The 26,286-nt window shown below is 48.9% G+C and carries 26 protein-coding genes; 20 read left to right on the top strand and 6 right to left on the bottom strand.

The window, feature by feature from the left end:
- From obgE to ICC18_RS16305, 3 genes are all read left to right on the top strand, one after another.
- Positions 1–1,302 carry a GTPase ObgE gene (gene obgE / locus ICC18_RS16295; RefSeq protein ID WP_188175505.1) on the top strand — a complete coding sequence of 434 codons (1,302 nt, stop codon included), beginning with the start codon at positions 1–3 and terminating at the stop codon, positions 1,300–1,302.
- Between the two features lie 183 nt (positions 1,303–1,485).
- A complete protein-coding gene (locus ICC18_RS16300; protein WP_223192622.1) occupies positions 1,486–2,559 on the top strand; it encodes an anthranilate phosphoribosyltransferase in 1,074 nt (357 codons plus the stop codon).
- Between the two features lie 254 nt (positions 2,560–2,813).
- Entirely contained in the window at positions 2,814–3,818 is a 1,005-nt protein-coding gene (locus ICC18_RS16305) for a C40 family peptidase (protein ID WP_188175506.1), read from the top strand.
- A gap of 58 nt (positions 3,819–3,876) precedes the next feature.
- Here the strand turns inward: ICC18_RS16305 and ICC18_RS16310 are convergent, their stop codons facing one another.
- On the bottom strand, positions 3,877–4,386 hold the full coding sequence (locus tag ICC18_RS16310) for an NUDIX domain-containing protein (RefSeq protein ID WP_188175507.1): 510 nt from the start codon (positions 4,384–4,386) through the stop codon (positions 3,877–3,879).
- A gap of 212 nt (positions 4,387–4,598) precedes the next feature.
- Between ICC18_RS16310 and thrR the strand changes: the two genes are divergently transcribed.
- From thrR to ICC18_RS16345, 7 genes are all read left to right on the top strand, one after another.
- Complete coding sequence (gene thrR / locus ICC18_RS16315) at positions 4,599–5,081, top strand: transcriptional regulator ThrR (protein ID WP_312029539.1); 483 nt, start codon at positions 4,599–4,601, stop codon at positions 5,079–5,081.
- Positions 5,082–5,107: 26 nt separating this feature from the next.
- The gene (locus tag ICC18_RS16320) at positions 5,108–6,394 is read left to right on the top strand and encodes a homoserine dehydrogenase (protein ID WP_188175508.1); all 1,287 of its coding nucleotides are present in this window, start codon (positions 5,108–5,110) and stop codon (positions 6,392–6,394) included.
- Between the two features lie 221 nt (positions 6,395–6,615).
- Positions 6,616–7,680 (top strand): threonine synthase, encoded by a 1,065-nt coding sequence (thrC, locus tag ICC18_RS16325; RefSeq protein WP_188175509.1) that lies wholly within the window; start codon positions 6,616–6,618, stop codon positions 7,678–7,680.
- A gap of 7 nt (positions 7,681–7,687) precedes the next feature.
- The gene (gene thrB / locus ICC18_RS16330) at positions 7,688–8,656 is read left to right on the top strand and encodes a homoserine kinase (RefSeq protein WP_188175510.1); all 969 of its coding nucleotides are present in this window, start codon (positions 7,688–7,690) and stop codon (positions 8,654–8,656) included.
- Positions 8,653–9,540 carry a prephenate dehydratase gene (gene pheA / locus ICC18_RS16335; protein ID WP_188175511.1) on the top strand — a complete coding sequence of 296 codons (888 nt, stop codon included), beginning with the start codon at positions 8,653–8,655 and terminating at the stop codon, positions 9,538–9,540. The genes thrB and pheA overlap by 4 nt, the downstream gene beginning before the upstream one ends.
- Positions 9,541–9,548: 8 nt before the next feature.
- Positions 9,549–10,427, top strand: coding sequence for a branched-chain-amino-acid transaminase (gene ilvE / locus ICC18_RS16340; protein ID WP_188175512.1), 879 nt, complete (start codon positions 9,549–9,551; stop codon positions 10,425–10,427).
- A 147-nt stretch (positions 10,428–10,574) separates the two neighbouring features.
- Positions 10,575–12,044, top strand: a complete 1,470-nt coding sequence (locus ICC18_RS16345; protein WP_188175513.1) for a LysM peptidoglycan-binding domain-containing protein — start codon at positions 10,575–10,577, stop codon at positions 12,042–12,044.
- A gap of 72 nt (positions 12,045–12,116) precedes the next feature.
- On the opposite strand, the gene sigW is transcribed toward ICC18_RS16345, so the two are convergent.
- Together sigW and ICC18_RS16355 are read right to left on the bottom strand one after the other, a co-directional pair.
- Positions 12,117–12,728, bottom strand: a complete 612-nt coding sequence (sigW, locus tag ICC18_RS16350) for an RNA polymerase sigma factor SigW (RefSeq protein WP_188175514.1) — start codon at positions 12,726–12,728, stop codon at positions 12,117–12,119.
- A gap of 78 nt (positions 12,729–12,806) precedes the next feature.
- On the bottom strand, positions 12,807–13,091 hold the full coding sequence (locus ICC18_RS16355; RefSeq protein WP_188175515.1) for a hypothetical protein: 285 nt from the start codon (positions 13,089–13,091) through the stop codon (positions 12,807–12,809).
- An 84-nt stretch (positions 13,092–13,175) separates the two neighbouring features.
- Here ICC18_RS16355 and ICC18_RS16360 point away from each other — a divergent pair, with 84 nt between their 5' ends.
- The 8 genes from ICC18_RS16360 to yajC all read left to right on the top strand — a co-directional run bounded on the left by ICC18_RS16360 (position 13,176) and on the right by yajC (position 21,054).
- Positions 13,176–13,850, top strand: a complete 675-nt coding sequence (locus ICC18_RS16360) for a BofC C-terminal domain-containing protein (protein ID WP_312029540.1) — start codon at positions 13,176–13,178, stop codon at positions 13,848–13,850.
- A 119-nt stretch (positions 13,851–13,969) separates the two neighbouring features.
- Positions 13,970–14,473: a crossover junction endodeoxyribonuclease RuvC gene (gene ruvC / locus ICC18_RS16365; protein WP_188175713.1), complete on the top strand. Its 504-nt coding sequence runs from the start codon at positions 13,970–13,972 to the stop codon at positions 14,471–14,473.
- Positions 14,470–15,099: a Holliday junction branch migration protein RuvA gene (gene ruvA / locus ICC18_RS16370; RefSeq protein ID WP_188175516.1), complete on the top strand. Its 630-nt coding sequence runs from the start codon at positions 14,470–14,472 to the stop codon at positions 15,097–15,099. The genes ruvC and ruvA overlap by 4 nt, the downstream gene beginning before the upstream one ends.
- A 21-nt stretch (positions 15,100–15,120) precedes the next feature.
- Positions 15,121–16,128, top strand: a complete 1,008-nt coding sequence (gene ruvB / locus ICC18_RS16375) for a Holliday junction branch migration DNA helicase RuvB (protein ID WP_188175517.1) — start codon at positions 15,121–15,123, stop codon at positions 16,126–16,128.
- Positions 16,129–16,318: 190 nt separating this feature from the next.
- Entirely contained in the window at positions 16,319–18,505 is a 2,187-nt protein-coding gene (locus ICC18_RS16380; protein ID WP_223192624.1) for a SpoIID/LytB domain-containing protein, read from the top strand.
- A 9-nt stretch (positions 18,506–18,514) separates the two neighbouring features.
- The gene (gene queA / locus ICC18_RS16385) at positions 18,515–19,567 is read left to right on the top strand and encodes a tRNA preQ1(34) S-adenosylmethionine ribosyltransferase-isomerase QueA (RefSeq protein WP_188175518.1); all 1,053 of its coding nucleotides are present in this window, start codon (positions 18,515–18,517) and stop codon (positions 19,565–19,567) included.
- Between the two features lie 17 nt (positions 19,568–19,584).
- Positions 19,585–20,724: a tRNA guanosine(34) transglycosylase Tgt gene (gene tgt / locus ICC18_RS16390; protein ID WP_188175519.1), complete on the top strand. Its 1,140-nt coding sequence runs from the start codon at positions 19,585–19,587 to the stop codon at positions 20,722–20,724.
- 15 nt (positions 20,725–20,739) lie between these two features.
- A complete protein-coding gene (gene yajC / locus ICC18_RS16395) occupies positions 20,740–21,054 on the top strand; it encodes a preprotein translocase subunit YajC (RefSeq protein WP_188175520.1) in 315 nt (104 codons plus the stop codon).
- Positions 21,055–21,119: 65 nt separating this feature from the next.
- On the opposite strand, the gene ICC18_RS16400 is transcribed toward yajC, so the two are convergent.
- Both ICC18_RS16400 and ICC18_RS16405 read right to left on the bottom strand, forming a co-directional pair.
- Positions 21,120–21,956, bottom strand: a complete 837-nt coding sequence (locus tag ICC18_RS16400) for a phosphatase PAP2 family protein (protein WP_188175521.1) — start codon at positions 21,954–21,956, stop codon at positions 21,120–21,122.
- 95 nt (positions 21,957–22,051) lie between these two features.
- Entirely contained in the window at positions 22,052–22,441 is a 390-nt protein-coding gene (locus tag ICC18_RS16405) for a TIGR04086 family membrane protein (RefSeq protein WP_188175522.1), read from the bottom strand.
- A 97-nt stretch (positions 22,442–22,538) separates the two neighbouring features.
- On the opposite strand from ICC18_RS16405, the gene ICC18_RS16410 reads away from it, so the two are divergent.
- Positions 22,539–23,879 carry an ArsB/NhaD family transporter gene (locus ICC18_RS16410; RefSeq protein ID WP_188175523.1) on the top strand — a complete coding sequence of 447 codons (1,341 nt, stop codon included), beginning with the start codon at positions 22,539–22,541 and terminating at the stop codon, positions 23,877–23,879.
- A gap of 105 nt (positions 23,880–23,984) precedes the next feature.
- Complete coding sequence (locus tag ICC18_RS16415; RefSeq protein WP_188175524.1) at positions 23,985–24,665, top strand: DUF421 domain-containing protein; 681 nt, start codon at positions 23,985–23,987, stop codon at positions 24,663–24,665.
- A 3-nt stretch (positions 24,666–24,668) separates the two neighbouring features.
- Here the strand turns inward: ICC18_RS16415 and spoVB are convergent, their stop codons facing one another.
- Positions 24,669–26,234, bottom strand: a complete 1,566-nt coding sequence (spoVB, locus tag ICC18_RS16420) for a stage V sporulation protein B (protein WP_188175715.1) — start codon at positions 26,232–26,234, stop codon at positions 24,669–24,671.
- Positions 26,235–26,286 lie beyond the last annotated feature (52 nt).

Genomic DNA, 26,286 nt, shown 5'->3' on the forward strand with positions numbered 1-26,286 from the left:
ATGTTTGTAGATAAAGCGAAGATATTTGTAAAAGGCGGCGACGGAGGCGACGGTTTGGTCGCGTTCCGACGCGAGAAGTATGTACCGGAGGGCGGACCTGCCGGCGGTGACGGGGGTAATGGCGGCGACGTCATTTTCCGTGTCGACGAGGGTTTGCGGACGCTGATGGATTTCCGTTATCAGAAGCATTTCAAAGCGGACCGGGGCGAGAAGGGCCGGAATAAAGCCCAGCATGGCGCGAATGCCGATGACATGATCGTGCGCGTTCCGCCCGGGACGACGGTCGTCGACGATGATACGGAAGAGATCATCGCCGACTTGACGCGCCACGGGCAGGAAGTGGTTGTCGCTAAAGGCGGCCGGGGAGGCAGAGGCAACATTCGATTCGCGACCACCCAGAATACCGCGCCTGAGATCGCCGAGAACGGCGAAGAGGGCCAGGAGCGTTGGGTGACGCTGGAGATGAAGGTGATGGCCGACGTCGGCCTGGTGGGCTTCCCCAGCGTGGGGAAATCCACGCTGCTATCCGTGGTTTCCGCCGCGAAGCCGAAAATCGCGGCGTATCACTTTACGACCCTAACCCCGAACCTCGGGGTCGTGGATGTAGGCGAGGGCCGCAGCTTCGTGATGGCGGACCTTCCGGGTTTGATCGAAGGTGCCCATGAAGGCGTAGGGCTAGGTCATGAGTTTCTGCGTCACGTGGAGCGGACGCGGGTGATCGTGCATGTAGTGGACATGGCCGCTACGGATGGCCGCGATCCTTATGAGGATTTCCTCAAGATCAATGAGGAAATCAAGCAGTACAATGCGAAGCTGGAGCAGCGCCCGCAAATTGTTGTGGCCAACAAAATGGACATGCCGGAGGCGGAGGACAATTTGGCGCTCTTCAAAGAGCAGCTTGCCGAGGACGGCCGTGAGCTGACGATCTATCCCATTTCGGCGATCGCGCGCGAAGGGGTACAGGAGCTGCTTTACAAGATCGCAGATATTTTGGACAGCATTCCGGATGCACCTGAGGTGGAGGAAGTCGCTGAAGTAGAAGAGCGTAAAGTGTACCGCTTGGAGAAGCGCGATGAACAGGATTTTACGATAACGCGCGAAAACGATATATTCGTGGTCGAAAGTCCCTCGATCGAGCGTTTGATCAAAAGAACGAACTTCAGTACGCATGACGGCGTTGTGCGTTTTGCGCGAATTCTGCGCAATATGGGCATTGATAAGGAGCTTCGCAGTCGCGGGGCTGTTGATGGCCAGACCATTCGAATTGCTGACTTCGAATTTGAGTTTGTTGAGAAAGAATAACTAACATAATGAAACCTGTCCAACCTATGGGCAGGTTTTTTCTTTGATATGATTTGATGGATTATGTTACGAAACTTGACATAACCTTTAAAAGGTATTACGATTTTATTGTTGATTACTGATTTCGTGTAAATTTACATAACATAATGAGCGTCGTTTATTAGCGAGGGGAGGGATAGTATATTGAAGAGATGGATCCAGGCGATCGGCACAAGTGGGCAGAATTCGCGAGATTTGTCTTACGATGAAGCGATTGAAGCCGCACATGAGATGGCGCGAGGGGATTCTACGGACGCACAATGCGCTGCTTTCTTGATGGCGCTCTGTATGAAGGGGGAAGCCAATGACGAATTGAATGCATTTTTGGACGTGTTTCGCAGTTATTCCTTGAACTACCAGCCATTTGCCGATTCACTCAGCTGTGCAGGACAGGCGGAAGGTCGCCGCTACTTTCCGGTAACGCTCCCTGTAAGTCTTCTTCTGGCATCCGTAGGCTTCTCTCAGGTGCTTCATGGAAGTGATGTGACTTCGCCCAAACAGGGAGTTGCTATGAAAGAAATCTTGGAGAGTTTCGGAGTTGTCCTAGAGTTGTCGGTACCGGCTTGGGAGGCCATTTTATTCCGGGCGCGAATTGGATTCTTACGGTCAGACCAGTTCTGTCCGCCGATTGGAAAACTCAAGCAAGTTCGCGAGCAGCTTGGGCTTAGGACAGTCATAAATGCAGTAGAGCACGTGATGAATCCCGTGGGATCCTCAAACTTGATCACAGGCGTTAACGGGCGAAAGGCAATGGAAGCATTGATTCCGATTTCCATCCGGTCAGGTTTTCAGAATGTCTATATTATTCAAGGCATTGAAGGCTCAGAGGATCTCCCGATTTACGAGAACAGCACCATTCGAATTGTAACCCCATGGGGGGATGAATCCCGTTTGGTCGAACCCCGAAAGTTTGGTTTTAACAGCGATGTCCTGGTCCCGCTCAATAAAGACGATCAGGTCTCCATGCTTCGACGCATTATGGCAGGAGACGATTCTCAAGAAGTGAAACGAGAGCGTGATCATGTCATTTTCAACACAGGGTTGCGCCTGACTTGGTTCGATAAAGTTGGCAGCTACGAGGAAGGATTCCAGCTTGCAGAGTCATTGCTGCAACGAAAAGAAGCTCAAAAAGTGATGCAGCGATGGGTCGATCAGAGTCATCGATGGAAAAGCCAGGCTCAGCAGATGAGCGACGATTCTTCCGCACAAATTGGTTGAAGAGACTGTCCGGATGCAGTGATCTGCTCTTAGGGTGGTCTTTTTTTTCTTGTATGGCAGGAAGTAATTGCTAATGAAACGGTTTCTATGGTTGTGATACCATCTAATAGTGGGAATATTCATAGTTTACCAATATTGGTTTTGGAGGTACCCACTGAAACAAGCCTATAAGTTCGAAGTTCTATATGGATGGGTGATTCATTCGAAGCCAGTTTTTATGGCGAAAAACTTTCAGGAGGCGAAGAACAACTACCATGAAAAAACAACTTCTGACTTTTATGCTCGTTCCTGCCATAGCGTTTGGAGCTGTTACGGTTCCACTTCCACAGCAAGCTTCGGCTGCTTCTGCCGGAGAAATTGTTAGCAGCGTTAGTTTCAGACAAAGTCCAGATGAAGATTCCGCTCGCATCCGCTATTTAAAAGCCGGCGAGAACGTGACGATTTTGGAGAAAGTTAACAACTGGTGGTATAAAGTTCAAGACCAGAGCGGACGCGTTGGTTATGTGTCTACCAATGCTAAATATATTCATGCGAACGGATCGGATAGCGGCTCCGGCCAGTCTTCATCCGGAACAGGACGTATTGTTGCCGGCGTAAGCTTTCGTACGGAAGCCAATGTAAATGCGAGCCGCATTCGTTATTTAAAAGCAGGCGAAACGGTTCAAATCCTGCAAAAAGTGAACGACTGGTGGTACAAGGTTAGAGCTTCCGATGGTCGTGAAGGCTATATGAGTACAAGTTCAAAATACATACAGGTATCAGGTGAAACGTCAAATGGCGGATCATCAGGCGGATCCAATAACGGATCGGGATCTACAAGTGAAAACGTGCAAAAAATTATCGAAGCCGGCAAAAAATATCTCGGTAGGCCGTACGAATACGGCTCAAGCCGGAACGATACAAGTACATTTGACTGTTCAGACTTTGTTCGACAAGCTTTCCTGGACGGCATTGGCGTGACGCTGCCAAATGATTCGAGAGGCCAAGGCAGTTATGTAAAATCGCTTGGAAATGCCAAAACGAATTGGCACGATTTGAAAGCCGGCGATTTGATGTTTTTCATGTCGTACAAGGGGACAGGCGCTTCGAACTACGCCGGAATAAACAAATCTGCACAAACGATTACCCATGTAGCTATATATTTGGGAGATGGCAAAATTCTGTCAACCTACTCGAAAGAGAGCGGCGGGGTACGTATCGATACATTTGAAGGCCGACATTGGGAGTATCGTTTCCTTTTTGGAGGAAGCGCGTTGTAAAAGGCATAAAAAAAGGGCAGACTTCGAGAAATCGAGGTCTGTCCTTTTCATCATTTTCTCATGTTTGCAGCGGATCGAGCAATGGATTCCAGTGAATGGTTGGCTCACCCGTCTCGGGATGCATACCTGCTGTGCCTACCCAAGGGTAAGGTGTAAGGCCAACAGTGAAATAATGTTCAAGCAGACAGCGAAAGATATAGGGCAGGGGACGCTCGAGCACCAGATCTCTAGGAATCCAGTGCAGATCGCCTTCACAGGTAACGATACGCGGATTGACATCGGTAGTGCCTATATAGAAAAATTGCTGACGGATTTCTAGTCCATTCAGTCGCAATAATACGTATTGCATGCGCAGGCCATGGATTTCATCATGTTCAATTCCGGTTTCTTCCCACACTTCGCGTATGCATGCGTTTCTGGGATGATTAAGTTCTTGGGGCTCTAAATGCCCGCCGATGGCTGCCCATAATCCCGGCGACAGCTTGCGGGTTAAGGAACGCTTCATCATAAGAAGCTCATCCTGGCTGTTCCAAAGAAGGGCCGTGGACATCATTCGCAGGTTAATCACTACTGGGTCTCCTTGTCCTAAGATTTTTGCAGAAGCAAAAATTTCATCGTAAGCGTTGCTGAGCTTCCTTCAGCTTATCACAGTAAAGATCAGCAAAGATAGTGTCAGCATTTAACGTTTTCATGAAAATTACCTATTGCTTCAATGGAAGCATTTCGATATAATGTCCACTATAAAGAAACATCAGTCTTTCTAGAGAGGACGATAAAGTGGTGCCGGAAAGCAAAGAATTTTTCCCGCCGATCAAGCCTACCGGCCCGGAGAGGTACTATTTAATCCGGGAAGATATTTTGCCGGAAGGCGTGCTCAAGACGGTACAGGCCAAGGAGCTGCTTGCACGAGGCGAAGTGAAGACGATTCACGATGCGGTTGAACAAGTCGGGCTTAGCCGCAGTGCTTTCTATAAGTATAAAGATGGCATACATCCGCTCAGCAAGCTCGAACGGGAGCGTATCATTACGATCTCTATGGATCTCGAGCATCGATCCGGTATTTTATCCAGAGTGCTGGCGCTTATTGCGAACTTGGAAGGAAATGTGCTGACCATACATCAGACGATTCCTCTGCAGGGTATGGCCAACGTTGTCATTTCTGTAGAGACATCCTCGCTCGGCGAGGAAATTCGCCAGCTGCTGGATCGGCTTGGGGCACAAGAAGGTGTAAAGCGGGCCGTGATTATCGGTCAGGGCAGTTAAGCTAGAAACTAATAGGAGGAATTGGAATGAAACCGATCAAAGTAGGATTACTCGGACTGGGTACTGTAGGTACAGGTGTGGTCCGCATTGTTGAAGGACATCAAGAGGATTTGCAACGTCAAACAGGTTCCGCGATTGAAATTGTTAAGATTTTGGTTCAAGATAAAACGAAAAGCCGCAGCATCACGGTCGATCCGGACAAGCTAACGGAGAACGCATGGGATGTTATTAATAATAGCGAGATTGATGTTATTGTTGAAGTAATGGGAGGTATTGAGACAACGAAAGAGCACATCCTGACCGCACTGAACAACGGCAAGCATATCGTAACAGCGAACAAAGATTTAATGGCGATGCATGGACCGGAAATTTTGGCCAAAGCAGCTGAGAAGGGCTGTGACGTCCTTTATGAGGCGAGCGTTGCCGGCGGTATTCCAATCATCCGCGCCCTGGTGGAGGGCTTCTCTTCCGATCGGATTACGAAGATCATGGGAATCGTAAACGGTACGACCAACTATATTTTAACGAAAATGAGTCAAGAAGGCGCTGCATACGCAGATGTTCTGAAAGAAGCCCAACAGCTCGGCTACGCAGAAGCGGATCCGACTTCCGACGTTGAAGGTCTTGATGCGGCACGTAAAATGACAATTCTTTCCACGCTTGGCTTCCATGCGAATGTTGCACTTGGCGACGTTGAAGTGAAAGGGATCTCGAGTGTCTCCAAAGAAGATATCCAATACGGCAAGAAGCTGGGCTATGAAGTTAAGCTGCTTGGTATTGCGGAGAATCATGACGGTCATATTTCTGTAAGCGTGCAGCCGACAATGGTAAAAAACACGCATCCGCTTGCGTCTGTCAATGGCGTGTTCAATGCAGTTTACGTATACGGTGAAGCGGTAGGCGAAACGATGTTTTACGGTCCGGGAGCGGGTGAACTGCCGACAGCGACGTCTGTCGTTGCTGACCTGGTAGCCGTTGTACGCAACCTCAAGCTGGGCGTAAACGGACGCACTGTTTTGGCGCCATACAAAGAAAAGAAACTTAAAACCGATGAGCAAATCGCTTCCAAAAACTTCATTCTTCTGCATGTTGAAGACAAAGCGGGCGTTCTGGCGCAAATCACGCAAATTTTTGCCCAGCATGAAGTCAGCCTGGAATCGGTATTCCAGCATCCGAATGCCCATAACCCGAAAGCGGAAATTATCATCATTACCCATGATGCCAACCAAGCAAGCATGAAGAATGTGCTGAAGCAGTTCGAATCCATGGATGTTATACATTCAATCAAAAGCCTCTACCGCGTAGAAGGCTAAGATGTAATTTTAAAAGTCCACTTTGATAACGATGTTTTTTCAGGAAGGTTACTCGGCATCGAATCTTAAACGAATCCGGGAAGTCTGGTACTCACATCTCGCTCCGTTCCTCCTTCTCCGTATTCGTCCAACCTTCTCGGTTCTGAAAGCGGACTTTTAAAACTTTCATTGAATGATAGGATATAAAAGTTAAAATATAAGAAAAGAGGCGCTGTACTGAAATGAGATATATGGGCTTATTGCAAACTTACAAAAACTATTTACCTGTTAACGACAACACGCCGCTGCTTACGTTGCAAGAAGGAAATACCCCATTAGTTCGCGCTGAAAAGCTATCCGATGAGCTGGATCTCGATATTTATTTCAAATATGAAGGCTTGAACCCTACGGGTTCGTTCAAAGATCGCGGCATGGTTATGGCCGTTGCCAAGGCGATGGAGGAAGGCAGCCGCACGATTATGTGCGCATCCACAGGCAACACCTCCGCGGCCGCGGCCGCTTATGCAGCGAGAGGGAATTTGAACTGTATCGTCCTCATTCCTAACAACAATATTGCGCTTGGCAAGCTGGCACAAGCGATTATTTATGGCGCTAAAGTGATCGCGATTGAAGGCAACTTCGACCGGGCTCTGGAAATTGTGCGTGAAATTACAGCCAAACATCCGATTACGCTTGTAAACTCGGTCAACCCTTACCGCATCGAAGGTCAGAAAACGGCTGCTTTTGAAGTGAGCGACCAGCTAGGCAAAGCTCCGGATTTCTTGGCGATTCCAGTTGGTAACGCCGGTAATATTACCGCTTACTGGAAAGGGTTTAAAGAGTATCATGCCGAAGGCAAAATCAGCTCGCTGCCGAAAATGATCGGCTTCGAGGCTGAAGGTGCAATGGCCATTGTTAAAGGTGAACCGATCCGCGATCCGGAAACGATTGCGACGGCAATTCGTATCGGAAATCCTGCGAGCTGGGATAGCGCGGTTAATGCGGCGAATGAATCCGGCGGACAAATTAATTACGTTACGGATGAGCAAATTCTGCATGCTTACCGCACCATCGCGGCGAAGGAAGGCATTTTCGCTGAGCCTGCATCCGCGGCTTCGATAGCCGGTGTAATGAAGCTGAAAGCGGAAGGCTATTTCAAAGGCGGAGAGAGCGTAGTATGCGTACTCACCGGACACGGATTGAAAGATCCTAACATTGCGATCAAGAGCGTAGCCGGCGGGGATCCGCTGGTCGTTCAGGACTCCGAGCAAGCCGTTATGGAAGCTATCCGCAAACTGGAGGGGTGAGCTCTCCATGTCTATGCCGAAGGTAAGAGTAAAAGTTCCGGCAAGTACAGCCAATCTGGGCCCGGGTTTTGACTCTTTGGGGATGGCCTTGAATTTGTATGCATGGATCGACATGGCCGTATCGGAAAAAACGACGATTCGCCTGATCGGCGATCAGATGAACGGGATTCCGACGGATAAGTCGAACTTGATTTATAAAGTCGCGCAGATGGTGTTCGAGCAGGCGGGCGTATCTCACCCCGAGTTGGACATCGCCATGTACAGCGATATCCCGTTGACGCGCGGGCTCGGCAGCAGCGCGTCGGCGATTATCGGCGCGCTTGCCGGCGCCAATGCGTTGATCGGAAACAAGCTCACGACAGATGAGTTGTTCCAAATCGCAACCCGCCTGGAGAAGCACCCCGACAACGTGGGGGCAAGCTTATTCGGCGGGATTGTGGTTGCTTTTTGGGACGGGCAGCGGGCCGAATCCATTCGGCTGGAGCCCGACCCGAATCTGGAAGTGCTGGTGGCGATTCCAGCCTTCCAGCTCTCCACAGAGAAGGCGAGAGGCGTGATGCCGCAGCAGGTATCGATGAAGGATGCGGTATTCAACCTCAGCCATTCGTCTTTGCTCGTTGCCGCTTTAAGTACCGGTAACTTGGATATGATCCGACATGCGATGAAGGATGCCCTGCATCAGCCTTATCGCGCAGCGCTCATTCCGGGCATGACGACGATTCTCGAGCAAGCCGACCGGCATGGCGCGCTGGGGGTTGCGCTCAGCGGCGCGGGGCCGACGCTGCTCACGCTCGTGGATGCGCGCAGCGATCGCAAAGCGGAGCTGGAAGTGTTCCTGAAGGAGACGCTGCTGAAGGAAGGGATCGAAGCCCAGACACTATGGTTAAAGCCAAGCGGCGAAGGCGTGACTATATCGTATCCGGCAGCAGGCGATGCGGACCTCCAGGCTTGGATTCAAGGGGGAGTTCGCGTATGAAAAAAGTCGCGATCCTAGGACCTAACACCTTCTCGGAAGAGGCTACCCGGCATTTTCTGGGGAACGAAACCTTTGAATATGTGCCTTTTAAATTAATATCCGACGTATTTACAGCAACAGCTTCCGGTGAAACTGAATTAGCCGTGATCCCTGTAGAGAATACGCTGGAAGGCTCGGTACACTTGCATGTCGATTGGCTCGTACATGAGGTAGATCTTCCTATCCGGGCAGAATGGGTGTTCCCCATTGATATGAACCTCATTGGGTATCCGGATTCTGAGGGCGTTCAGAACCTTGAGAATCCATACGGACATATTCGCAAAGTACTGTCTCATCACGTCGTACCTGCGCAGTGCAGCAGGTTCATGAAGCAATACTTAAGCGGCGCTGAATTTGAGCAGGTCAGTTCCACAGCCGAAGGTGTACGAATCACTTCCGCGCTGCAGGATCCAACAGTTGCGGCTATAGGTACAGCCATTGCTTCCACGAATTATGGCGTCCCTATCCTGCAGAAAGAAATTCAGGATCACAAAGACAACATGACGCGATTCTTGCTTGTGGGGCAGGAGGCTTCTGAACTTAAGGCATCAGACCAGATGAAAACGACGATTCTTGTCACCCTGCCTGACGATCATCCGGGAGGCTTGCACCAAATGTTGTCCGCCTTTGCTTGGCGAAGGATCAATCTTTCGAAAATTGAGTCCAGACCTACGAAGAAGAAGCTGGGGAATTATTATTTTTACATAGATATTGCAGGTTCCATGGATTCCGTCTTGCTGCCTGCTGCAATACAGGAAATTGAAGCGATCGGCTGCCAGGTCCGCGTATTGGGCTGCTATCCAAGTTATCAGTATCAATCGCAAACCAACATTTCGGAGGTGTAAGGATCAGCATGGCACAATGGATTTATTTAGACGGCAATTATGTAACGAAAGAGGACGCCAAAGTTTCTGTATATGACCATGGCTTTTTGTATGGCGATGGTATTTTCGAAGGCATTCGGATATACAATGGCAACATTTTTAAATGCAAAGAACACTTGGACCGACTGTATGATTCCGCTAAATCCATCATGTTGAATATGCCCCTGACGTATAGTGAAATGCAGGAGGCGCTTGTCGAGACTGTACGTCGCAACGGCCTTCGCGACGGTTATATCCGGCTCGTCGTTTCTCGCGGAGCCGGAGACCTCGGCCTTGATCCGCGCCGGTCGCCAAAGGCTAGCGTGCTGATCATCGTCGAGCAGCTTTCGATTTATCCGGAGGAAGCGTACCGCAACGGACTAAAGACGGTATCGGTGTCGACCCGCCGCAATGTTCCGGATGCGCTCAATCCGAAAATCAAATCACTGAATTACTTGAACAATATTTTGGTCAAAATTCAGGCGAACCTCGCAGGCGTCGGCGAAGCGATTATGCTCAATTCACAAGGCTACGTCGCCGAAGGCTCCTCGGACAATATTTTTATTGTTAAACGCGGCATCGTATACACGCCGCCATGTTACTGCGGTGCCCTGGAAGGCATAACACGCGCTGCGATTATCGCGTTGTGCGCTAAACTGGGCTATACGCTGAAGGAAGAACCTTTTACCTTGCATGACGTGTATGTGGCGGATGAAGTCTTCTTCACGGGAACTGCTGCTGAAGTCATTGCCGTACGTGAAGTTGATGCCCGCATCATTGGCGAAGGCAAAGCAGGCCCTATAACGACGCATCTGCTTCAAGAGTTCCGCGGCATCGTGGAAGTTGATGGAGTAAGCGTTTTTGAATAACAACCGTTAAATCCCTTACGCATGTGGCGTGAGGGATTTTTTTGTCCGAAAGGAGGTCAAAAGCCTAGAAACGTGCATAAACTGTAATGTCATTGTGAATGGGCTGCCGGATAGGATTCCATTGCAGACTCTAAGGAGGTATACGTTTTGAAAATCCATATTGTCAAAAAAGGCGACTCCCTGAACGAGCTAGCAAAAAAATACCATGTTGAGCTGGATCAGATCATCGCTTTAAATCCGCAAATCTCGGACCCGAATGTCTTAAACATCGGCGAGAAGGTGAAGCTTCCGTCAAGACCGAAACCTGTTGAGCCGCCAGCTTCGGACTATGTGTACAAACACATCGTTCAACAAGGGGATAGTTTGTGGAAATTGGGCAAGGCCTGGGATGTGCCGCTGCAGGCCATGATCCAAGCGAATCCGCAGCTCAAGAATCCAAATGTCCTTATGACGGGCGAAGTGGTGTATGTGCCAAAAGCACAAGATGGGCCGCACCAACCTAAACCCCTGCCGGGACACCAACAAAAACCGTCTACAGCGCCATTCGTTCAGCTGCCGGTTGCTCAGACTCCGGCGCCCGAGGAGACGATCCAGCCGCAAATCAGCCCTCTGGCTGAAGCAGCGCCTGTACCGATTGAATCCACTGCGCCTGCTGCAGAAATGCCAGGCTGGGCTATGCCTCCGGCTGCACCGTTACCAATGGAGCCAGCACCTGCTAAAGAACTTCCGAGCTGGGCAATGCCTCCAATCACAGTACCAGCCGCTCATGCCCCTGAAACCGAACAAATTGAACTTCACGAGCCATATCCGCAAGCTGTTCATCCGTTTAAACAGTTCCATATCAAAGCAACGGAGGTTTTTGCGTATCCGGTTGAAGAACAATCGGATACACCGCACTTCCCGGCATTTACTCCATATACGCAAACGCCTTGGGAGCATGGGCATCATCCAGTGGAGTCAGGCCATTACCCTGTCAGTGATGGCGGTTGCGGCTGTGGCGATACGTCAGTAGAACCGCCATGGCAAACGTTCCCAGCAGGAGTTCCATCCTTTGCTGCGGAAGAACCGTGGCAAGGATTCCCGCAAGGCATGCCGCATATGACGGGATTTTATCCGCAAGTACCAGTTCAGATGGCATCCCCGTACGACATGCAGCAAGTACCGGTTCAGATGGCATCCCCGTACGACATGCAGCAAGTACCGGTTCAGATGGCATCCCCGTACGACATGCAGCAAGTACCGGTTCAGATGGCATCCCCATACGACATGCCGCAAGTTCCTTGCTACCCGATGGGTCCTGACTTATATACTCCGCACCCCGTCATGCACCATGGAATGATGCCGCATTTCGGAATGCCGTATCCGACACCATATGAATCTCCCATCCTACCGCAGGTTCAAACGCATGAACTGAAGGAAGTAACGGATAAGGAAGTTACGGTCGACGTCGATATCCGTTCAGGCAAGAAGAGCGGGAAAGCAGTTAAAACAAATAGCGGCGGTACCAGAAAAGCCAAATCTTCGAATGCGGAATCGATTAACGCTTTTTTGAGAAAACAGCAAAATGGGCAAGAAAAGCCCGAGCCAAAGCCGAATCTGCCATGGATTAATGTGTAACATACAAAAAAGCAACTCTAAACTTTGAAACAAAGTTCAGGGTTGCTTTTTTGCCGTATTTTTTGCCGATGATTAAGCCAGTACACCGATAGTGAAGAAAACCATTAAGCCGACAACAAAGTTCATTCCCCATTTTTTACGAAGGAGCTCGCGCCCCCGATGCAGACGGGTTTTGACCGTTGTAATGGGTAAGTTCAGTTTATCGCTAATTTCTTGAAGCGAAAGCTCCTCCAGGTAGTACAGCGTAATAACGCTTTTATATTTATCAGCCAATTTGTTAATGGAATTATGCATATGCTCTTGAATTTCCGTCTGGAGAACAGCGTGCTCGGGTGTATGATCCTGACTGGCCAGCTTGCTATAGTAGCTGTAATCATCATCATGATCCGACAGTTCGGCATCCAATGATTGAACCGGACGCTTCTTGCGAAGCAGATCGATCGCGACATTTTTGCCGATTCGGTAAATCCATGTCGAGAATTTTTGACTTTCATCATAGTGGTTTAAATTCAAATAGACCCGAATAAAAGTTTCCTGAACAATGTCTTCGGAATCCGGTTTATTGTGTAGCATCCGAAAAGCAAGCCTTTGAATTTTGTTCCGGTATGACTCCACCAATTCCACGAAAGCGTTACGGTCACCCCGTCGCGATAACTGTATCAACTGAAGCTCTGCTACGTTCATGCTGTTCCCCTCCTTAGAGCAATTAAAAATATATATCATTTTCCCTGATTAAGTATGAGAAAAATTCATCTACTTTGACTATATCATTTCTGTGGCTACAGTCAAATTTTCGTGGTATGGCATACCGGTTTTCAGCCCGTTTGTTTCTGGATAGACGGCTGTATGGCTATTCGAATGGTAAGTTGGAGCATTAGAGACCGTTGTCGGACGCGGAAGGGATAATCCTGCTTCACTTCGCTGCATCTCATTCCATATGGCTACAATTCCCCAGAGGAGAATTGCTCCAATGACAAGGAGTGTTGTCCGTTTAATTCGTTTTTTGCCCTTCATCCTTGTATCACCGCCCGTATGGATTCGTTTCAAGCATCACTCCCTATGGTAAATGATGTATAGCGTCCGGCGCAAATGGAAACAATACGGGAAAAACAAGAATAGAAGGGGATTTCGGTGAATGTACAAAGTTTTTTAAAACATTTGAAAAGAAGGCTTCGCTGGAAACGTAATTGGATCGCTTTAGGAATGTTCATAGCTGTATGCACCATAGGATGGGGGCTGCATGTAACAGGCCATTTGCCCGGAGCTGTCACAAGCCTTGAAAGGGCGTCTAAAGCAACATTCGGTAAGTTGACGCCGGAAGAGAATCAACGGTTCAAAGACGCGATATCGACGCTTAAAGGGATAACAGACAGCAGGCAAACTTATTTGCTTAAATCATATTTATGCGGGGAAGAGCGGCAGGAACTGGGCATACAAACGCCCAATCAGCTGCTTCAAGAGCAGATGAAACATCCGGGTTGGATGCTCAGCTTAGGAGCAAAGGGAGAAGTCACCTTCACCGAGGAAATCGAGGATTTATCTCCGCAGTGCAAGCAGAAGGCCGTTTTTGGCATCGATGCAGGAGGCAATCTGTCGCTATTTAACGGAGCGCCGGGCAAAGATAACGTGATTCGCACCTTTTTCCAATTAAATATTAAACACCTCGAAAGCAGTTTGCCGGTCGAAACGGTGAAACAGTTGCATAAAGGGATACGAATTTCCGATTTAGATGAATATTACAGTGTACTTTCGACATTCAGTGATTATGCTGTAGAAGAAACAGAGCGGGCAATGACAAGGCCGTAATAATCGCGATGGGGCAAGAGATAGACAAGGGAGCGACCCGAGTCTATCTCTTTTTTTTGTAATCTGCTATAATGAAATGACTACATATGTTCGCTTTTTTGGATGGGAGAGAAATGGTTGTGCGCATTCTGGGTATTGATCCAGGGATTGCAATTGTAGGTTTCGGATTTATTGATAAGATTGGCAGCAAGCTCGTTCCCGTACAATACGGATCTATTCAAACTGAGGCACATACGGACCCGGCGCTTCGGCTTAAGGATGTCTATGACGCAACGGTGCAATTAATAGAGAAATATAAGCCGGATGCGATGGCGATAGAGAAATTGTTTTTTAACCGCAATGTAACGACGGCTTTCACAGTCGGGCAAGCAAGAGGCGTAATGATTCTCGCAGGCGTTCAAGCCGGGCTGCCGATTGCCGAGTATACGCCGCTTCAAGTCAAGCAGGCTGTTGTAGGCTACGGGAAAGCTGAGAAACATCAGGTGCAGGAAATGGTCAAAATTTTTCTTAAGCTGGCCAAAGCGCCGAAGCCTGACGATGTTGCCGATGCGCTGGCGGTTGCAATCTGCCATGCGCATTCTTCCGCTTTACATAATAAGATAAACGAGGTAGTGAAAAGATGATAGATTTCCTGAGAGGAAAAGTTGCGCATCGCGAAAGCGAGTATGCGGTTTTGGACGTTCATGGCGTGGGTTATCGCGTGTTTTGCCCGAATCCCTATGCGTTGTCACATAAAGATGGCGAGGATGTTACGCTGTACATCCATTATCATGTAAGGGAAGATGCGCACTTATTATTCGGTTTTATGAGTCGTGACGAGCAGTCGCTGTTCCGTCTGCTGCTAGACGTGACTGGTATCGGGCCAAAGGTGGCGCTTGGCATTCTTGCCGCCGGCGGAAGGCCGGAAGCCGTGGTAGCGGCGATTAGCCAGGAGAATTTGGCTTTCTTGACGAAGCTGCCGGGAATCGGGAAGAAAACGGCGCAGCGGATTATTCTGGATCTGAAGGACAAGCTGGGTTCCGTAAGCTTGTCGAGTCCGGAGGCGGCCGTGGCGATGAGTATCGTAGGCTCCGTGCAGATCGGCGATGGCGGAAGCGCATGGGCGGAAGCGAAAGAAGCGCTGATGTCGCTCGGCTATACGGAAGCGGAAACCGATCGCGCATGGCTTCAAGTGAAGCCGAAAGCCGGACCTTCGGATTCCGTTGATGTGCTGATGAAGCTTGCGCTGCAGGCTTTGTATACGATGTAGGTTCCAAGAGGAGGTAACACCATGGATAATGACCGAATTATTTCGGCTAACTTGATGATGGAGGATACAGCGATCGAATACAGCCTGCGTCCCCGTTATTTGGCCGAATATATCGGCCAGAAGCAGGCAAAGGAGAACCTGAAGGTCTATATCGAAGCGGCCAAAATGCGCAAGGAAGCGCTCGACCACGTGCTGCTCTACGGACCGCCTGGGCTCGGTAAAACGACGTTGTCGAACATCATCGCCAATGAGCTTGGCGTGAATATACGAACAACCTCCGGTCCTGCTATTGAGAGACCGGGGGATCTGGCTGCCATCCTGACGAATTTGCAGGAGGGCGACGTGCTCTTCATCGACGAGATTCACCGTCTCCACCGTACGGTGGAAGAGGTACTGTATCCGGCGATGGAGGATTATGCCCTTGACATTATCATCGGCAAGGGGCCGAGCGCACGCTCGGTACGTCTGGACTTGCCGGCTTTCACGCTGGTCGGCGCGACGACGCGTGTCGGCCTGCTGTCGGCGCCGCTGCGCGACCGCTTTGGCGTCGTCAGCCGGCTGGAGTTCTATACGGTGGACGAGCTCACCTATATCGTCAGCCGGACGGCCGACATCCTGCAGGTCGGCATCATCGGCGAAGCCGCACGCGAGATCGGCATGCGCTCGCGCGGAACGCCGCGAATCGCGAACCGCTTGCTGAAGCGGGTGCGCGATTTCGCGCAGGTCAAGGGTGATGGCATTATCACCCTCGACATCGCCAAGACCGCGCTGAAGCTCATCCAGGTCGATGATCTCGGCCTCGATGAGATCGACCATAAGATGCTGCGCGCGATTATTCAGAGTTTCCAGGGCGGTCCTGTCGGCCTGGAAACAATCGCAGCGACGATCGGGGAAGAGAGTCAGACGATCGAGGATGTCTACGAGCCTTATTTGCTGCAAATCGGCTTTTTGCAGCGAACCCCGCGCGGCCGTATAGTAACGCCGCTGGCTTACCAGCATCTCGGCTTGCCGATGCCGGAACCGAAATAATACGACTCTTGCCTCTGCTGAAAGGCGGCAAGAGATTTTTTTTGCCAAACTAAGCGGTCGATTTTCTTTGCAAAAGTACATATCGACTGTTCATTTTTTTTGTTTGTTATTGCTCTACTAAACAAAACTTCTTGACGTTCGTAGAGTCTAACTTACTAGAAACCCAGCGAAAGAAAGGAATTTTTGTCGAATGAGATGGAGCAAGCTGCTTAACCTTAAGACTGTCGTACTGATGACAACGACGGTTATGACTCTTGGAATATATCCCGTCCTTCAGAAGGAAGTACATGCGGATGGTGTCCCACATTCAGATCTGATTCGCGTGGCCATTTTCATAGATTCCAATAAATACAGTTTAGTAGAACCTGTTGTGACCTTGTCCTCTGCCAGTGGGCTGGAGATTGGAGTTCGCGGTTCCGGAACAGAAATATCTGCCAAAACATGGGTATCCACCACCGATGCTTCAGCCATTCGTGTTTCGTTAGATCAATACAGCGTATTGATGTTAGAAACAGCAGATTTCACGGCAGCTAAGGCATTACATACGAAATTGGCGACGATGCAAGCGGACGGCTATGTGCTTAGCCGAGTGAAGCAAGGAAGAACCGTGTACCAGGTGTTCTACGGCAGTTTTCCAACAAAAGAGGCGGCGGAGGGTGCTAAGCTGCAGGCGCTAAAAGACAGCACAATCGCCGCTTTAACCAAGTCAGCTTTGCCGGTTTTGACCGGACCGCTGCATTGGAGCGCGGGAATCTATGCTACCGAGGCGGCTGCCATTCAACAGGTTGGCGTTTACGGGCAAGCAGGATTGAACGCAGACGTGGTCTTGCAGGAAGATGCGAGCGGCAATCTCGTTTACGGCGTCTGGGTCGGCAGCGAAGCGACTGCAGAACAATTGGGCGTTGTCAAAGAGCAAGCGCTGAAAGCGGCACCGAATGTCCCCTTGCAATCCGCTAATGTGCAAGCTTCCTATTTGTTGCGCCGAGCGGATGTAACAGCTTCAAGCAACGGAACCGTTTCGGTTCCCCACTTTGCAGGAGGGATAGCAGCACAGAAGACATGGATTCATCCGAAAGGTGTCGGGATAACCGTCAAAGAACGAGCAGAGCGCAGCTATCGCGGCGACATGGAAGTAAGTGCTTTTCATGATAAGCTGGCACTTATTAATGAACTTCCGCTTGAACAATATTTATACGCCGTCGTTGGCTCCGAGCTCAATTCTGGCTGGCCAGCGGAAGCCCTGAAGGCACAGGTTGTTGCTGCCCGCACCTACGCGCTCAAACAGGGAAATAAATATGAGATCGCACAAGTAACGGATTCGACCATGGATCAAGCTTATTACGGTATGCAGCGAGAGTTTGCAGCCGGTATTCAAGCCGTTGAAGCGACGAGGAGCGAAGTGCTGACCGATAAAAACGGACTGATCACACCCGTTTTTTCATCCAATGCTGGCGGCATGACAGCCGATCCCTCCGAGGTATGGGGGAATCCGGCTGCCTACTTACGCAGTGTGCCAAGCCCGGATGACGGCGCCGAAAAAGGAAAAGCCACCTGGTATCGCGTCCAGCTGGACGACGGCAGAGCCGCATATGTCCACTCCATGTATTTGAAGGATACGGGAGCCAAAAACAAGGAGGGCGCTGCTTACTACGAAGCAACCGAAACCGGTGTGAATGTACGTTTGGCTCCGTATGTGGACAATTCCGCCAATCCTTCCATCTACCAGTTGACCGTTAAAGAGCGAGTGGTCATTCTTGGACAGGAAAAGGAATCCAACGCATTTTCTTGGGTACGGGGACCTTACAGTGCCGATGAGATCAAAAGCAAGCTGGCTGCGGCAGGCGTTGCGATAAGCGGCGACTTGCATTCATTGGAAATTTCAAAACGCGGCCCGTCCGGAAGAGTAACGGAGCTTAAAGCAAACGGTTCAGTCGTTAAGGTGCAATATCCGGATGCGCTGCGCAGTGTCCTTGGAGGACTTCCCAGTACCCGGTTTGAAATTGAACAAGCGGGAAGTTATACTGGTAGTACTCCTAAAGCTGCCGGCCTGGCTATTGCAGGAGCGGGTGGAACAGGGGGCAGTAACGATACTTCGGATTCGGTCTATGTGCTATCAGGCGGACAGTCGCAACCGGTGGCTATTAAGAAAACCGATGTAACGTCTCTTGGCTCGTCCGGTTCATCATCATCTAACGCTGGGCCACAGGCTCCTAGTACAGGGGCCGTCCAAGGCAAGCAGTTCATTTTCAGGGGAACAGGATTCGGACACGGTCTCGGCATGTCACAATGGGGAGCCAGAGGCTATGCGGAACTCGGGTATAATTATCAGAAAATACTTCAGACTTATTACGCTGGAGTCAACATAACTAAGGAATGAATGCGCATAATGGATGTACAAGCTTTTGATTTTGAACTTCCCGACTCATTAATTGCCCAGACGCCTTTGCTGGATCGCACGGCGTCCAGGCTGCTTACGTTAAATAAACAAACGGGTGCGATCACCCACCAGAAGTTTGAACAATTGGCTGATTATCTGGAAGCCGGGGATTTACTCGTCATGAATGATACGCGAGTCATTCCAGCCCGGCTTTTTGGTATGAAAAAAGATACGGGCGCCAAGGTCGAAATATTGCTTCTGAAGCCTCTTGGCGAAGACCGGTGGGAAGCGCTGGTAAAACCGGGCAAGCGAATGAAACAAGGGGCGGTTGTTGTATTCGGAGTCGAAGCCGCGATAGATGCTGAACCATTGCTGACAGCAGAAGTGTTGGAGGAAGGCGAGATGGGTGCCCGTACGCTTCGGTTCAGCTACAGCGGTATCTTCAATGAAATTTTGGACAAGCTGGGAACAATGCCCCTCCCGCCGTATATCAAGGAGCAGCTGCCTGAGAAGGAACGCTATCAAACCGTGTATGCGAAGCATGAAGGGTCCGCGGCTGCACCAACCGCTGGACTGCACTTTACCGAAGCCTACTTGGAGCTTCTCCGCGCCAAGGGCGTCCAAATTGCTTTTGTAACTCTGCATGTAGGATTAGGCACTTTTCGTCCAGTCTCGGTGAACAAGGTCGAGGAGCATCAGATGCATGCGGAATATTACGAGCTGTCACCGGAAACCGCTGCGCTCATTCATGCAACCAAAGCTAAAGGCAAGCGTGTTGTAGCTGTCGGCACTACATCAGCACGGACGCTGGAAACGGCAGCCCAGCTCAGCAACGGTGCCGAAATTCATCCCTCTTCAGGCTGGACCAGCATTTTCATTTACCCTGGATATTCGTTTCAAGCGGTTGACGCATTGCTTACGAATTTCCATCTGCCCAAATCGACGCTGCTGATGTTAATCAGCGCCTTAGCCGGCAAAGAGCATGTGATGGAAGCGTATCGGCAAGCGGTCAAAGAGGAGTATCGGTTCTTCAGCTTTGGCGATGCTATGTTTATTTATTAGAATAGGACGTGGATATATTGGCAGCAGCAGTAACATACGAACCAATCAAAACTTGTAAACAGTCTGGAGCGCGTCTTGGCCGTGTCCATACGCCGCATGGCGTCATCGAAACGCCTGCTTTCATGCCGGTGGGAACGCAAGCTACAGTGAAAACGATGAGCCCAGAGGAATTGAAAACGATGGACGCGCATATTATTTTAAGTAACACGTACCATCTCTTTTTGCGGCCTGGCCACGAACTCGTCAAAGCTGCAGGCGGCCTTCATAAATTCATGAATTGGGATCGCCCGATACTGACGGATAGCGGAGGCTTTCAAGTATTCAGCTTGAGCGATATCCGTAAAATCACGGAAGAAGGCGTTCAGTTCAAGTCGCACTTGAACGGAGACAAGCTGTTTCTCTCTCCGGAGAAAGCAATGGAAATTCAGAATGCCCTCGGCTCTGATATTATGATGGCTTTTGACGAATGTCCGCCTTATCCGGCTGAGTATGACTACCTGAAAAAATCATTAGAACGGACTTCCCGCTGGGCTGAGCGCTGTTTGCAAAGTCATGCGAGACCTGAGGACCAAGGATTGTTCGCCATCGTTCAGGGCGGCATGTACGAGGATTTGCGACGTCAAAGCGCACAGCAGTTGACTTCCATGGATTTTCCGGGGTATGCTATTGGTGGACTGAGTGTAGGCGAGCCTAAGCACTTGATGTATGAGGTTCTCGATTACACGACACCGCTGCTTCCTGTTAATAAGCCCCGTTATTTGATGGGGGTTGGTTCTCCTGACGCTTTAATTGAAGGCGCTATCCGCGGCATTGATATGTTCGACTGTGTCCTCCCAACGCGTATCGCCCGGAATGGGACTTGCATGACAAGCGAAGGCAGATTGGTCGTCCGGAACGCCAAGTACGCGGAAGACTTTGGTCCACTTGACCCGAAATGCACCTGTTACACTTGTCAGAATTACAGCAGAGCTTATATTCGACACTTGATTAAAGCGGATGAAACCTTCGGGATCAGGCTGACTACTTATCATAACCTTCACTTTCTATTACAGCTCATGCGCGATGTGAGACAAGCGATTATGGACGATCGTTTGCTTGATTTCCGCGACGCTTTTTTCGAATCCTATGGGCTGAATGATAATGAAAGAGGATTTTAAGAAAGGAGGATACCCATGTTTCTATTGGCTGAAACTGCGCAAACGAACCAAGGCGCGCTAGGATATTTGTATACATACGGGCCGCTAGTGCTCATGTTTGTAGTGCTTTACTTCTTACTTATTCGTCCACAGCAAAAAAGACAAAAAACCCGCAATCAAATGCTTGGGGCGCTGAAAAAAGGGGACAAGGTCGTTACCATCGGTGGACTTCATGGCACGATCATGGAAATCACGGACGACACTTGCGTTCTTCGCGTCAACGATGCGACGAAAATGACGTTTGATCGTTCCGCAATCAACTCCGTCACTCAGAGTGCGGCTAAGGAATAATTCCGGAAAATACAACAAAAAGCGAGATCCTACATTCAGGTTCTCGCTTTTTGTTTGGCATTTCATTAGTATTCGTTTTTCTTTAACCGTTGAAGCAGCGCTCGCTCGCCAAGCACCAAACGGCCTTCGGCAATTCGAAGAGCAAGTCTCGCCGCCACGACGCCAAGTACAATGCCTGCACACATATCCGACAACCAATGAATGCCGAGATAGAAGATTGTAAAGATAATGAATGCCGCTGAGCAAGGTACGAAAATTTTCCAAAACGTGTTCCTGCTTTTCACCGCGATAACGGCCATGGATACCGAAATCGAGGTATGCAAGCTTGGGAAGCAATTATCCAAACCGGACAGAGGACGATAGTCCCGCTCGAACGTCGGGAATACATCCAGGATAAGAAGTTTCACATTCGGATGGAACGACCACACCTCGTTAACCGGAAAAAACAGATAGAACGGTATGGCGATCATATAATTGAACATTAACGCATAGCAGATGGCATAGAAAAGCTTGTAGTTTTTCTGGTACGTATAGAGCCCGATAGAAGCAATCATGATGGCTGGAAAAACAACGACATAAAAATAACTGCTGACAAAAGTCAAAATGTCTTGATGAAAAAAGTGCTGGATCGATGCAACGAAGTTGCCTTCAATGCGATAAATGGATTTTGTAAAATCAGCTTTATAATCCATTCCTTTTTCAATCCACATCTCCACTTTGTTAAAGAACAGAATGGTGATCAGGGCTACGAAATGAAATAGGTACTTACGTGAAGTGAAAATCTCTTGAACAAAGTTTCCGGCTATAGCAAACGGATTGGCGCGTGTCGCTAACATAAGGAAAGCGAAGATGGTAATGACGATATAAACGGTTGCATGCGTCATGGACCCAAAGGGACTCATGGTGTTTTCCCCCTAAAAATGGAAATGAGATGCGTCAAGAACTATGACATTATATCACATTCGGAGGGGGAAGGTGATATTTTCACGGAAACGTCTTATTTGCGCGTATTCACGCCAAGCATGCCGCCCAGTGCGCCGGATACGAATAAAATGGCTAGAAGCTGAAGAGATTGCAAGTTGAGTCCGGCATCAAAAGCGAGGAAACCTACCAAGAAAATAAGGACAAAGTATACGATGCCAAGCATTCCACCGTAGTACCAGCCTCTACTGCCTGCTCGTTTGCCGGCCACCCAACCGCCAATAAACAACGAGGCGGCGTGAATGATCGTTGTCAGGGAATGCAAAGAACTCTCTTGCGTGCTTGTAAGCAATAAAAATAAAGATGTCACTAGTGTACCGATTGTCATGATGATTAATGAATATACAAGTCCGGAAAATAATGGAGATGTAATTCGAACCTGAGTGACCGTTTTCATAGGGTTCATAGGCACCTTTCCTTTCTTATATTCGATGTTTCCGTTATCATCATTGTATGGCCAAGCACATAGAATTAGTACAGACTGTTTGAAGGGAAGTGAGTAAATGACAGAGTTTTCTCAAGGGCCGGTAATGTGGCAAGCAATTTTGGGCATTCTTATTTTTGCAGCTGCCTATGTAAGTTTGTTAGTAGAAAAATGGAACCGGAATTATACCGTCTTAGGCGGTGCATTGCTGATGGTTCTGCTGGGAATCGTCCCTATAGGAAAAGCCGTCTCCACTTATGCCAACTGGCATGCACTTATCCTCATCGCAAGCTTATTCATCATCTCGGGGATTTTCCAGAAAACCGGACTTATCGCCTATTCGACAAGTGCGATCATTCACAAATTCCGGCTTCAACCATTTACGATAATACTAGGTTTGTCTGTTCTTGCTGCGGTAACTTCAGCATTGCTGGATGCTTTGCTGGCCGTTGCCGTTATTGTTCCTGTTGTATTAAAAATCACGAAGATGATGAAGCTATCCCCCGTTCCGTTCCTAATCTCGATTGTAATTTCCGCAAACATCGGCGGAGCGGCAACGGTTTTGGGGAATATACCGAATCGTATGGTCGGTGCTGTCGAGCCTTTAACGATGGGGCAATTTCTCATTGCTCTTGCACCGCTAGCGTTGATTATGCTTGGTATTGTGTATATGGGGCTGTGGCTCTTCTATGGAAAAAGAATGATTGTGGCTGAGACATACAAACGAGAACCCCTAAACTTCCAGCCATCTTCATATTTGGCAACGGATCGAACTTTACTGATTGGCGGAAGTGCGGTCGCTGCAGTTACATTGGTTGCATTTGTACTGCAAGGCATACTTGGCTGGAAAGCTTCTTATATAGGTGCGGGCGGAGCTGTAGCCCTGATGATAGTGGATTACAAAGAGATCGTTCGTATTATGAAAGGAAAAGACTATCGCTCTGTACTGCAAGGAGTCATGGACTCACAGATTGTATTCTTCTTTGGTTTATTTATTATGGCAGGAGGACTTGCTCATGCTGGGATTAGCGGCTTTATAGCTGCGAGGGGGCTTGAAATCAGTCAAGGCAGCGTTACATTCCTATCGATGCTGGTGCTGTGGCTGACAAGTTTCGGATCGGCCATGATGGACAACATTCCTTATGTGGCAGCCATGATACCTGTTATTGATCACGCTGGTGAAATGCTGTCAGGTGTAAATAATGTTCCGGTAACACCACTCTGGTGGTCGTTATTGATTGGTGCCGCGATAGGAAGCAGTGCAACATTATTAGGTTCCATAGCAGGTATGTTCACAGCAGGTCTTGCGGAGCAGGATGGAATTAGATTTTCGCAAAGGGATTATTTCATCGTCGCAGCGCCGCTTTCACTCGTGCTCCTCATTGTATCAACGATCTATATCAACGTATTTTTGCTTTAATTGCCAACAATTGAATACCTAAAATCTGCATGACGAAGTACACCAGCGGTCAGAATACCATTGAACTCCGGTAAGCACTAAGCTTAAGATAGGGAGGCTCAATCGATGGATATTCTGACCATTTTTTTACGTACCGTGCTAATCTATTTCGTCGTATTTCTTATGCTGCGTATTATGGGGAAGCGGGAAATCGGCAAGCTTTCGCTGTTTGATTTGGTTATATCAATCATGATCGCCGAAATTGCAGTTTTCGTTCTTGAAGATTCCCGGAAACCGCTGATGGATGGGCTTGTTCCAATGGCAACGCTTGTGCTGATCCAGGTTGTGATCGCTTTTATTACCTTGAAGAGCAGATCGCTTAGAGTTCTTTTCGATGGGAAGCCAAGCGTGTTAATTTCGAATGGGGCGATCAATCGTGAGGAAATGAAGAAACATCGTTACAATCTGGATGATTTGATGCTGCAGCTTAGACAGAACAAGATAATGAATGTGGCTGATGTTGAATTTGCCGTGTTGGAGCCTTCGGGTAAGCTTAGCGTCGTGGAAAAAGAATTAAAAGAGGCAGCTGTTGCCGATGACGGGGGGAAAGGAACGATCCGATTCGAAGGCCTTCCGCTGCCTCTTATTATGGACGGGAAAGTACAGGATGAGAATCTCGAAAAAATCGGCAAAACACGGTTCTGGCTCAAAAATCAACTTCAAGCTAAAGGAGCCAAAGACTTCAAAGAAGTGTTTTATTGTTCGATTGATCACCGCGGCCGATTGTTCTTAGACCGGAAAAGATAATCGTTAACGAATGAACTTCTTGCCGATCTTTAACAAACGTGTAATATCATTTTGACTGATTAGGCGGAACAGAACGATAAATAACAAGTACATGATTAAGCCGATCAGGCAGGAGACCGTAAAACGCAGCCAACCCACGGATGACCAAGGAGTATACATGACCACATAGCTGCAAAAACCTGAAAGAGCCATGGCCGCCGTAATTTTGACAAAATCGATGCCTTCCATACGGAATTTCAAAAGCCTTACAATGCTGTTCCAGTGAAGAAGCGTAACCAGTACGATGTTCACATTAATGGCGAATACGGCTCCGCGTATGCCCATTTCAGGCTTGCTGGCCAGCCAGTAAATGAGGATCAACTTGATGGTGGAACCAATTAATGTATTAATTAAAGCGGCACCAGGCTTGTTCAATGCTTGAAGAGCCGATTGCAACGGTGCTTGGAAATAAATGAACAACGCGACGGGAGCCATCATTTTGAGCATGACGCCTACATCAGGTTGATTGTACATATAAGCGCAGATGGGTTCGGCCAGAACGAACATCAGTACAGCAAACGGAGCGCCGGTCACTAGAGCAAGCCTTAGCGATTGATGCAAGCGCATATGAATGGTCTTCATATCCTTGCGAGCAAGAGCTTCGCTGAGTGAAGGAACCAGCGATACCGATAACGACATGGTAAGCGCGCTTGGCAGCAAAATAATTGGAATGATCATGCCTTGCAAGGCGCCGTATTGCGCCGTGGCTATAGATGTAGAGATGCCGGCGATGGCCAAGCTCTGGGCAATGAGTATGGATTCCAACAAGTATGATCCTGCACCGATCAGCTTGCTGCCCGTTACTGGAATTGATATCCTGAGAATTCGACGCAGGTTGGACAATCTGCCGTTGGTTTTGTTCGTGCCGATTTGAGCTTTGGCTAATGTTGGAGCGGTTTTCTTGCTTTGTTTATAGTGAATGGCGAGCACGAAGAGCCCTCCGATTTCACCTGCCATGACGCCAACCATCGCTCCTGCTGCGGCAAATTCAATTCCGTAAGGGAGCATAATATAAGAGCATACAAGGACCATGACAATACGAATCAACGTTTCAACGATCTGTGAGGTAGCAGTTGGAATCATATTCTGTCTGCCTTGGAAGTACCCGCGATACACAGCGGAGATGCCAATAATCGGAATCATCGGACTCATGCACAAAAAGGTGTAATAAACCCGTGAATCCGTTAATAAATGGCTGGTGATCCATGAAGCGCCTACAACGCAAACGGCTGTAAAGAGAAGGCTTAGGCCTATGGTTAGGAATAGAGAAACTCTAAGAATGCTTCGGACGCGCGTCTCGTTCCTCTCGGCTTCGGCCTCGGCGATCAGCTTGGCAATGGCAATGGGAATTCCGCCTATGACGATGGTTAAAATGACAGATAGGAACGGCCAACCCATATGATACAGTCCGATGCCTTCTGCGCCGATGACACGCGGCAATGTTATGCGCGGTATGAAGCCGAGAATGCGGTTCAAGATACCTGCGGCTAGCAGAATCATCGTTCCTCGGATAAACGACTGCTTGGTCAATGCCATTCCCTCTTCCCATGTGATTATATTTATGGATATGCGAGGGTCGGCC

It is taken from the genome of Paenibacillus sedimenti (assembly GCF_014534655.1).
Taxonomy (GTDB): Bacteria; Bacillota; Bacilli; order Paenibacillales; family NBRC-103111; genus Paenibacillus_E; species Paenibacillus_E sedimenti.

Coding starts and splice junctions, on each gene's coding strand:
- thrB (WP_188175510.1), top strand. CDS start 7,688: ATGTCTATGCCGAAGGTAAGAGTAAAAGTTCCGGCAAGTACAGCCAAT.
- ruvA (WP_188175516.1), top strand. CDS start 14,470: ATGATAGATTTCCTGAGAGGAAAAGTTGCGCATCGCGAAAGCGAGTAT.
- ICC18_RS16320 (WP_188175508.1), top strand. CDS start 5,108: ATGAAACCGATCAAAGTAGGATTACTCGGACTGGGTACTGTAGGTACA.
- obgE (WP_188175505.1), top strand. CDS start 1: ATGTTTGTAGATAAAGCGAAGATATTTGTAAAAGGCGGCGACGGAGGC.
- ICC18_RS16400 (WP_188175521.1), bottom strand. CDS start 21,956: ATGAGTCCCTTTGGGTCCATGACGCATGCAACCGTTTATATCGTCATT.
- ICC18_RS16415 (WP_188175524.1), top strand. CDS start 23,985: ATGGATATTCTGACCATTTTTTTACGTACCGTGCTAATCTATTTCGTC.
- ruvB (WP_188175517.1), top strand. CDS start 15,121: ATGGATAATGACCGAATTATTTCGGCTAACTTGATGATGGAGGATACA.
- ilvE (WP_188175512.1), top strand. CDS start 9,549: ATGGCACAATGGATTTATTTAGACGGCAATTATGTAACGAAAGAGGAC.
- yajC (WP_188175520.1), top strand. CDS start 20,740: ATGTTTCTATTGGCTGAAACTGCGCAAACGAACCAAGGCGCGCTAGGA.
- queA (WP_188175518.1), top strand. CDS start 18,515: ATGGATGTACAAGCTTTTGATTTTGAACTTCCCGACTCATTAATTGCC.
- ICC18_RS16410 (WP_188175523.1), top strand. CDS start 22,539: ATGACAGAGTTTTCTCAAGGGCCGGTAATGTGGCAAGCAATTTTGGGC.
- pheA (WP_188175511.1), top strand. CDS start 8,653: ATGAAAAAAGTCGCGATCCTAGGACCTAACACCTTCTCGGAAGAGGCT.
- ICC18_RS16305 (WP_188175506.1), top strand. CDS start 2,814: ATGAAAAAACAACTTCTGACTTTTATGCTCGTTCCTGCCATAGCGTTT.
- ICC18_RS16405 (WP_188175522.1), bottom strand. CDS start 22,441: ATGAACCCTATGAAAACGGTCACTCAGGTTCGAATTACATCTCCATTA.
- ICC18_RS16380 (WP_223192624.1), top strand. CDS start 16,319: ATGAGATGGAGCAAGCTGCTTAACCTTAAGACTGTCGTACTGATGACA.
- thrC (WP_188175509.1), top strand. CDS start 6,616: ATGAGATATATGGGCTTATTGCAAACTTACAAAAACTATTTACCTGTT.
- sigW (WP_188175514.1), bottom strand. CDS start 12,728: ATGAACGTAGCAGAGCTTCAGTTGATACAGTTATCGCGACGGGGTGAC.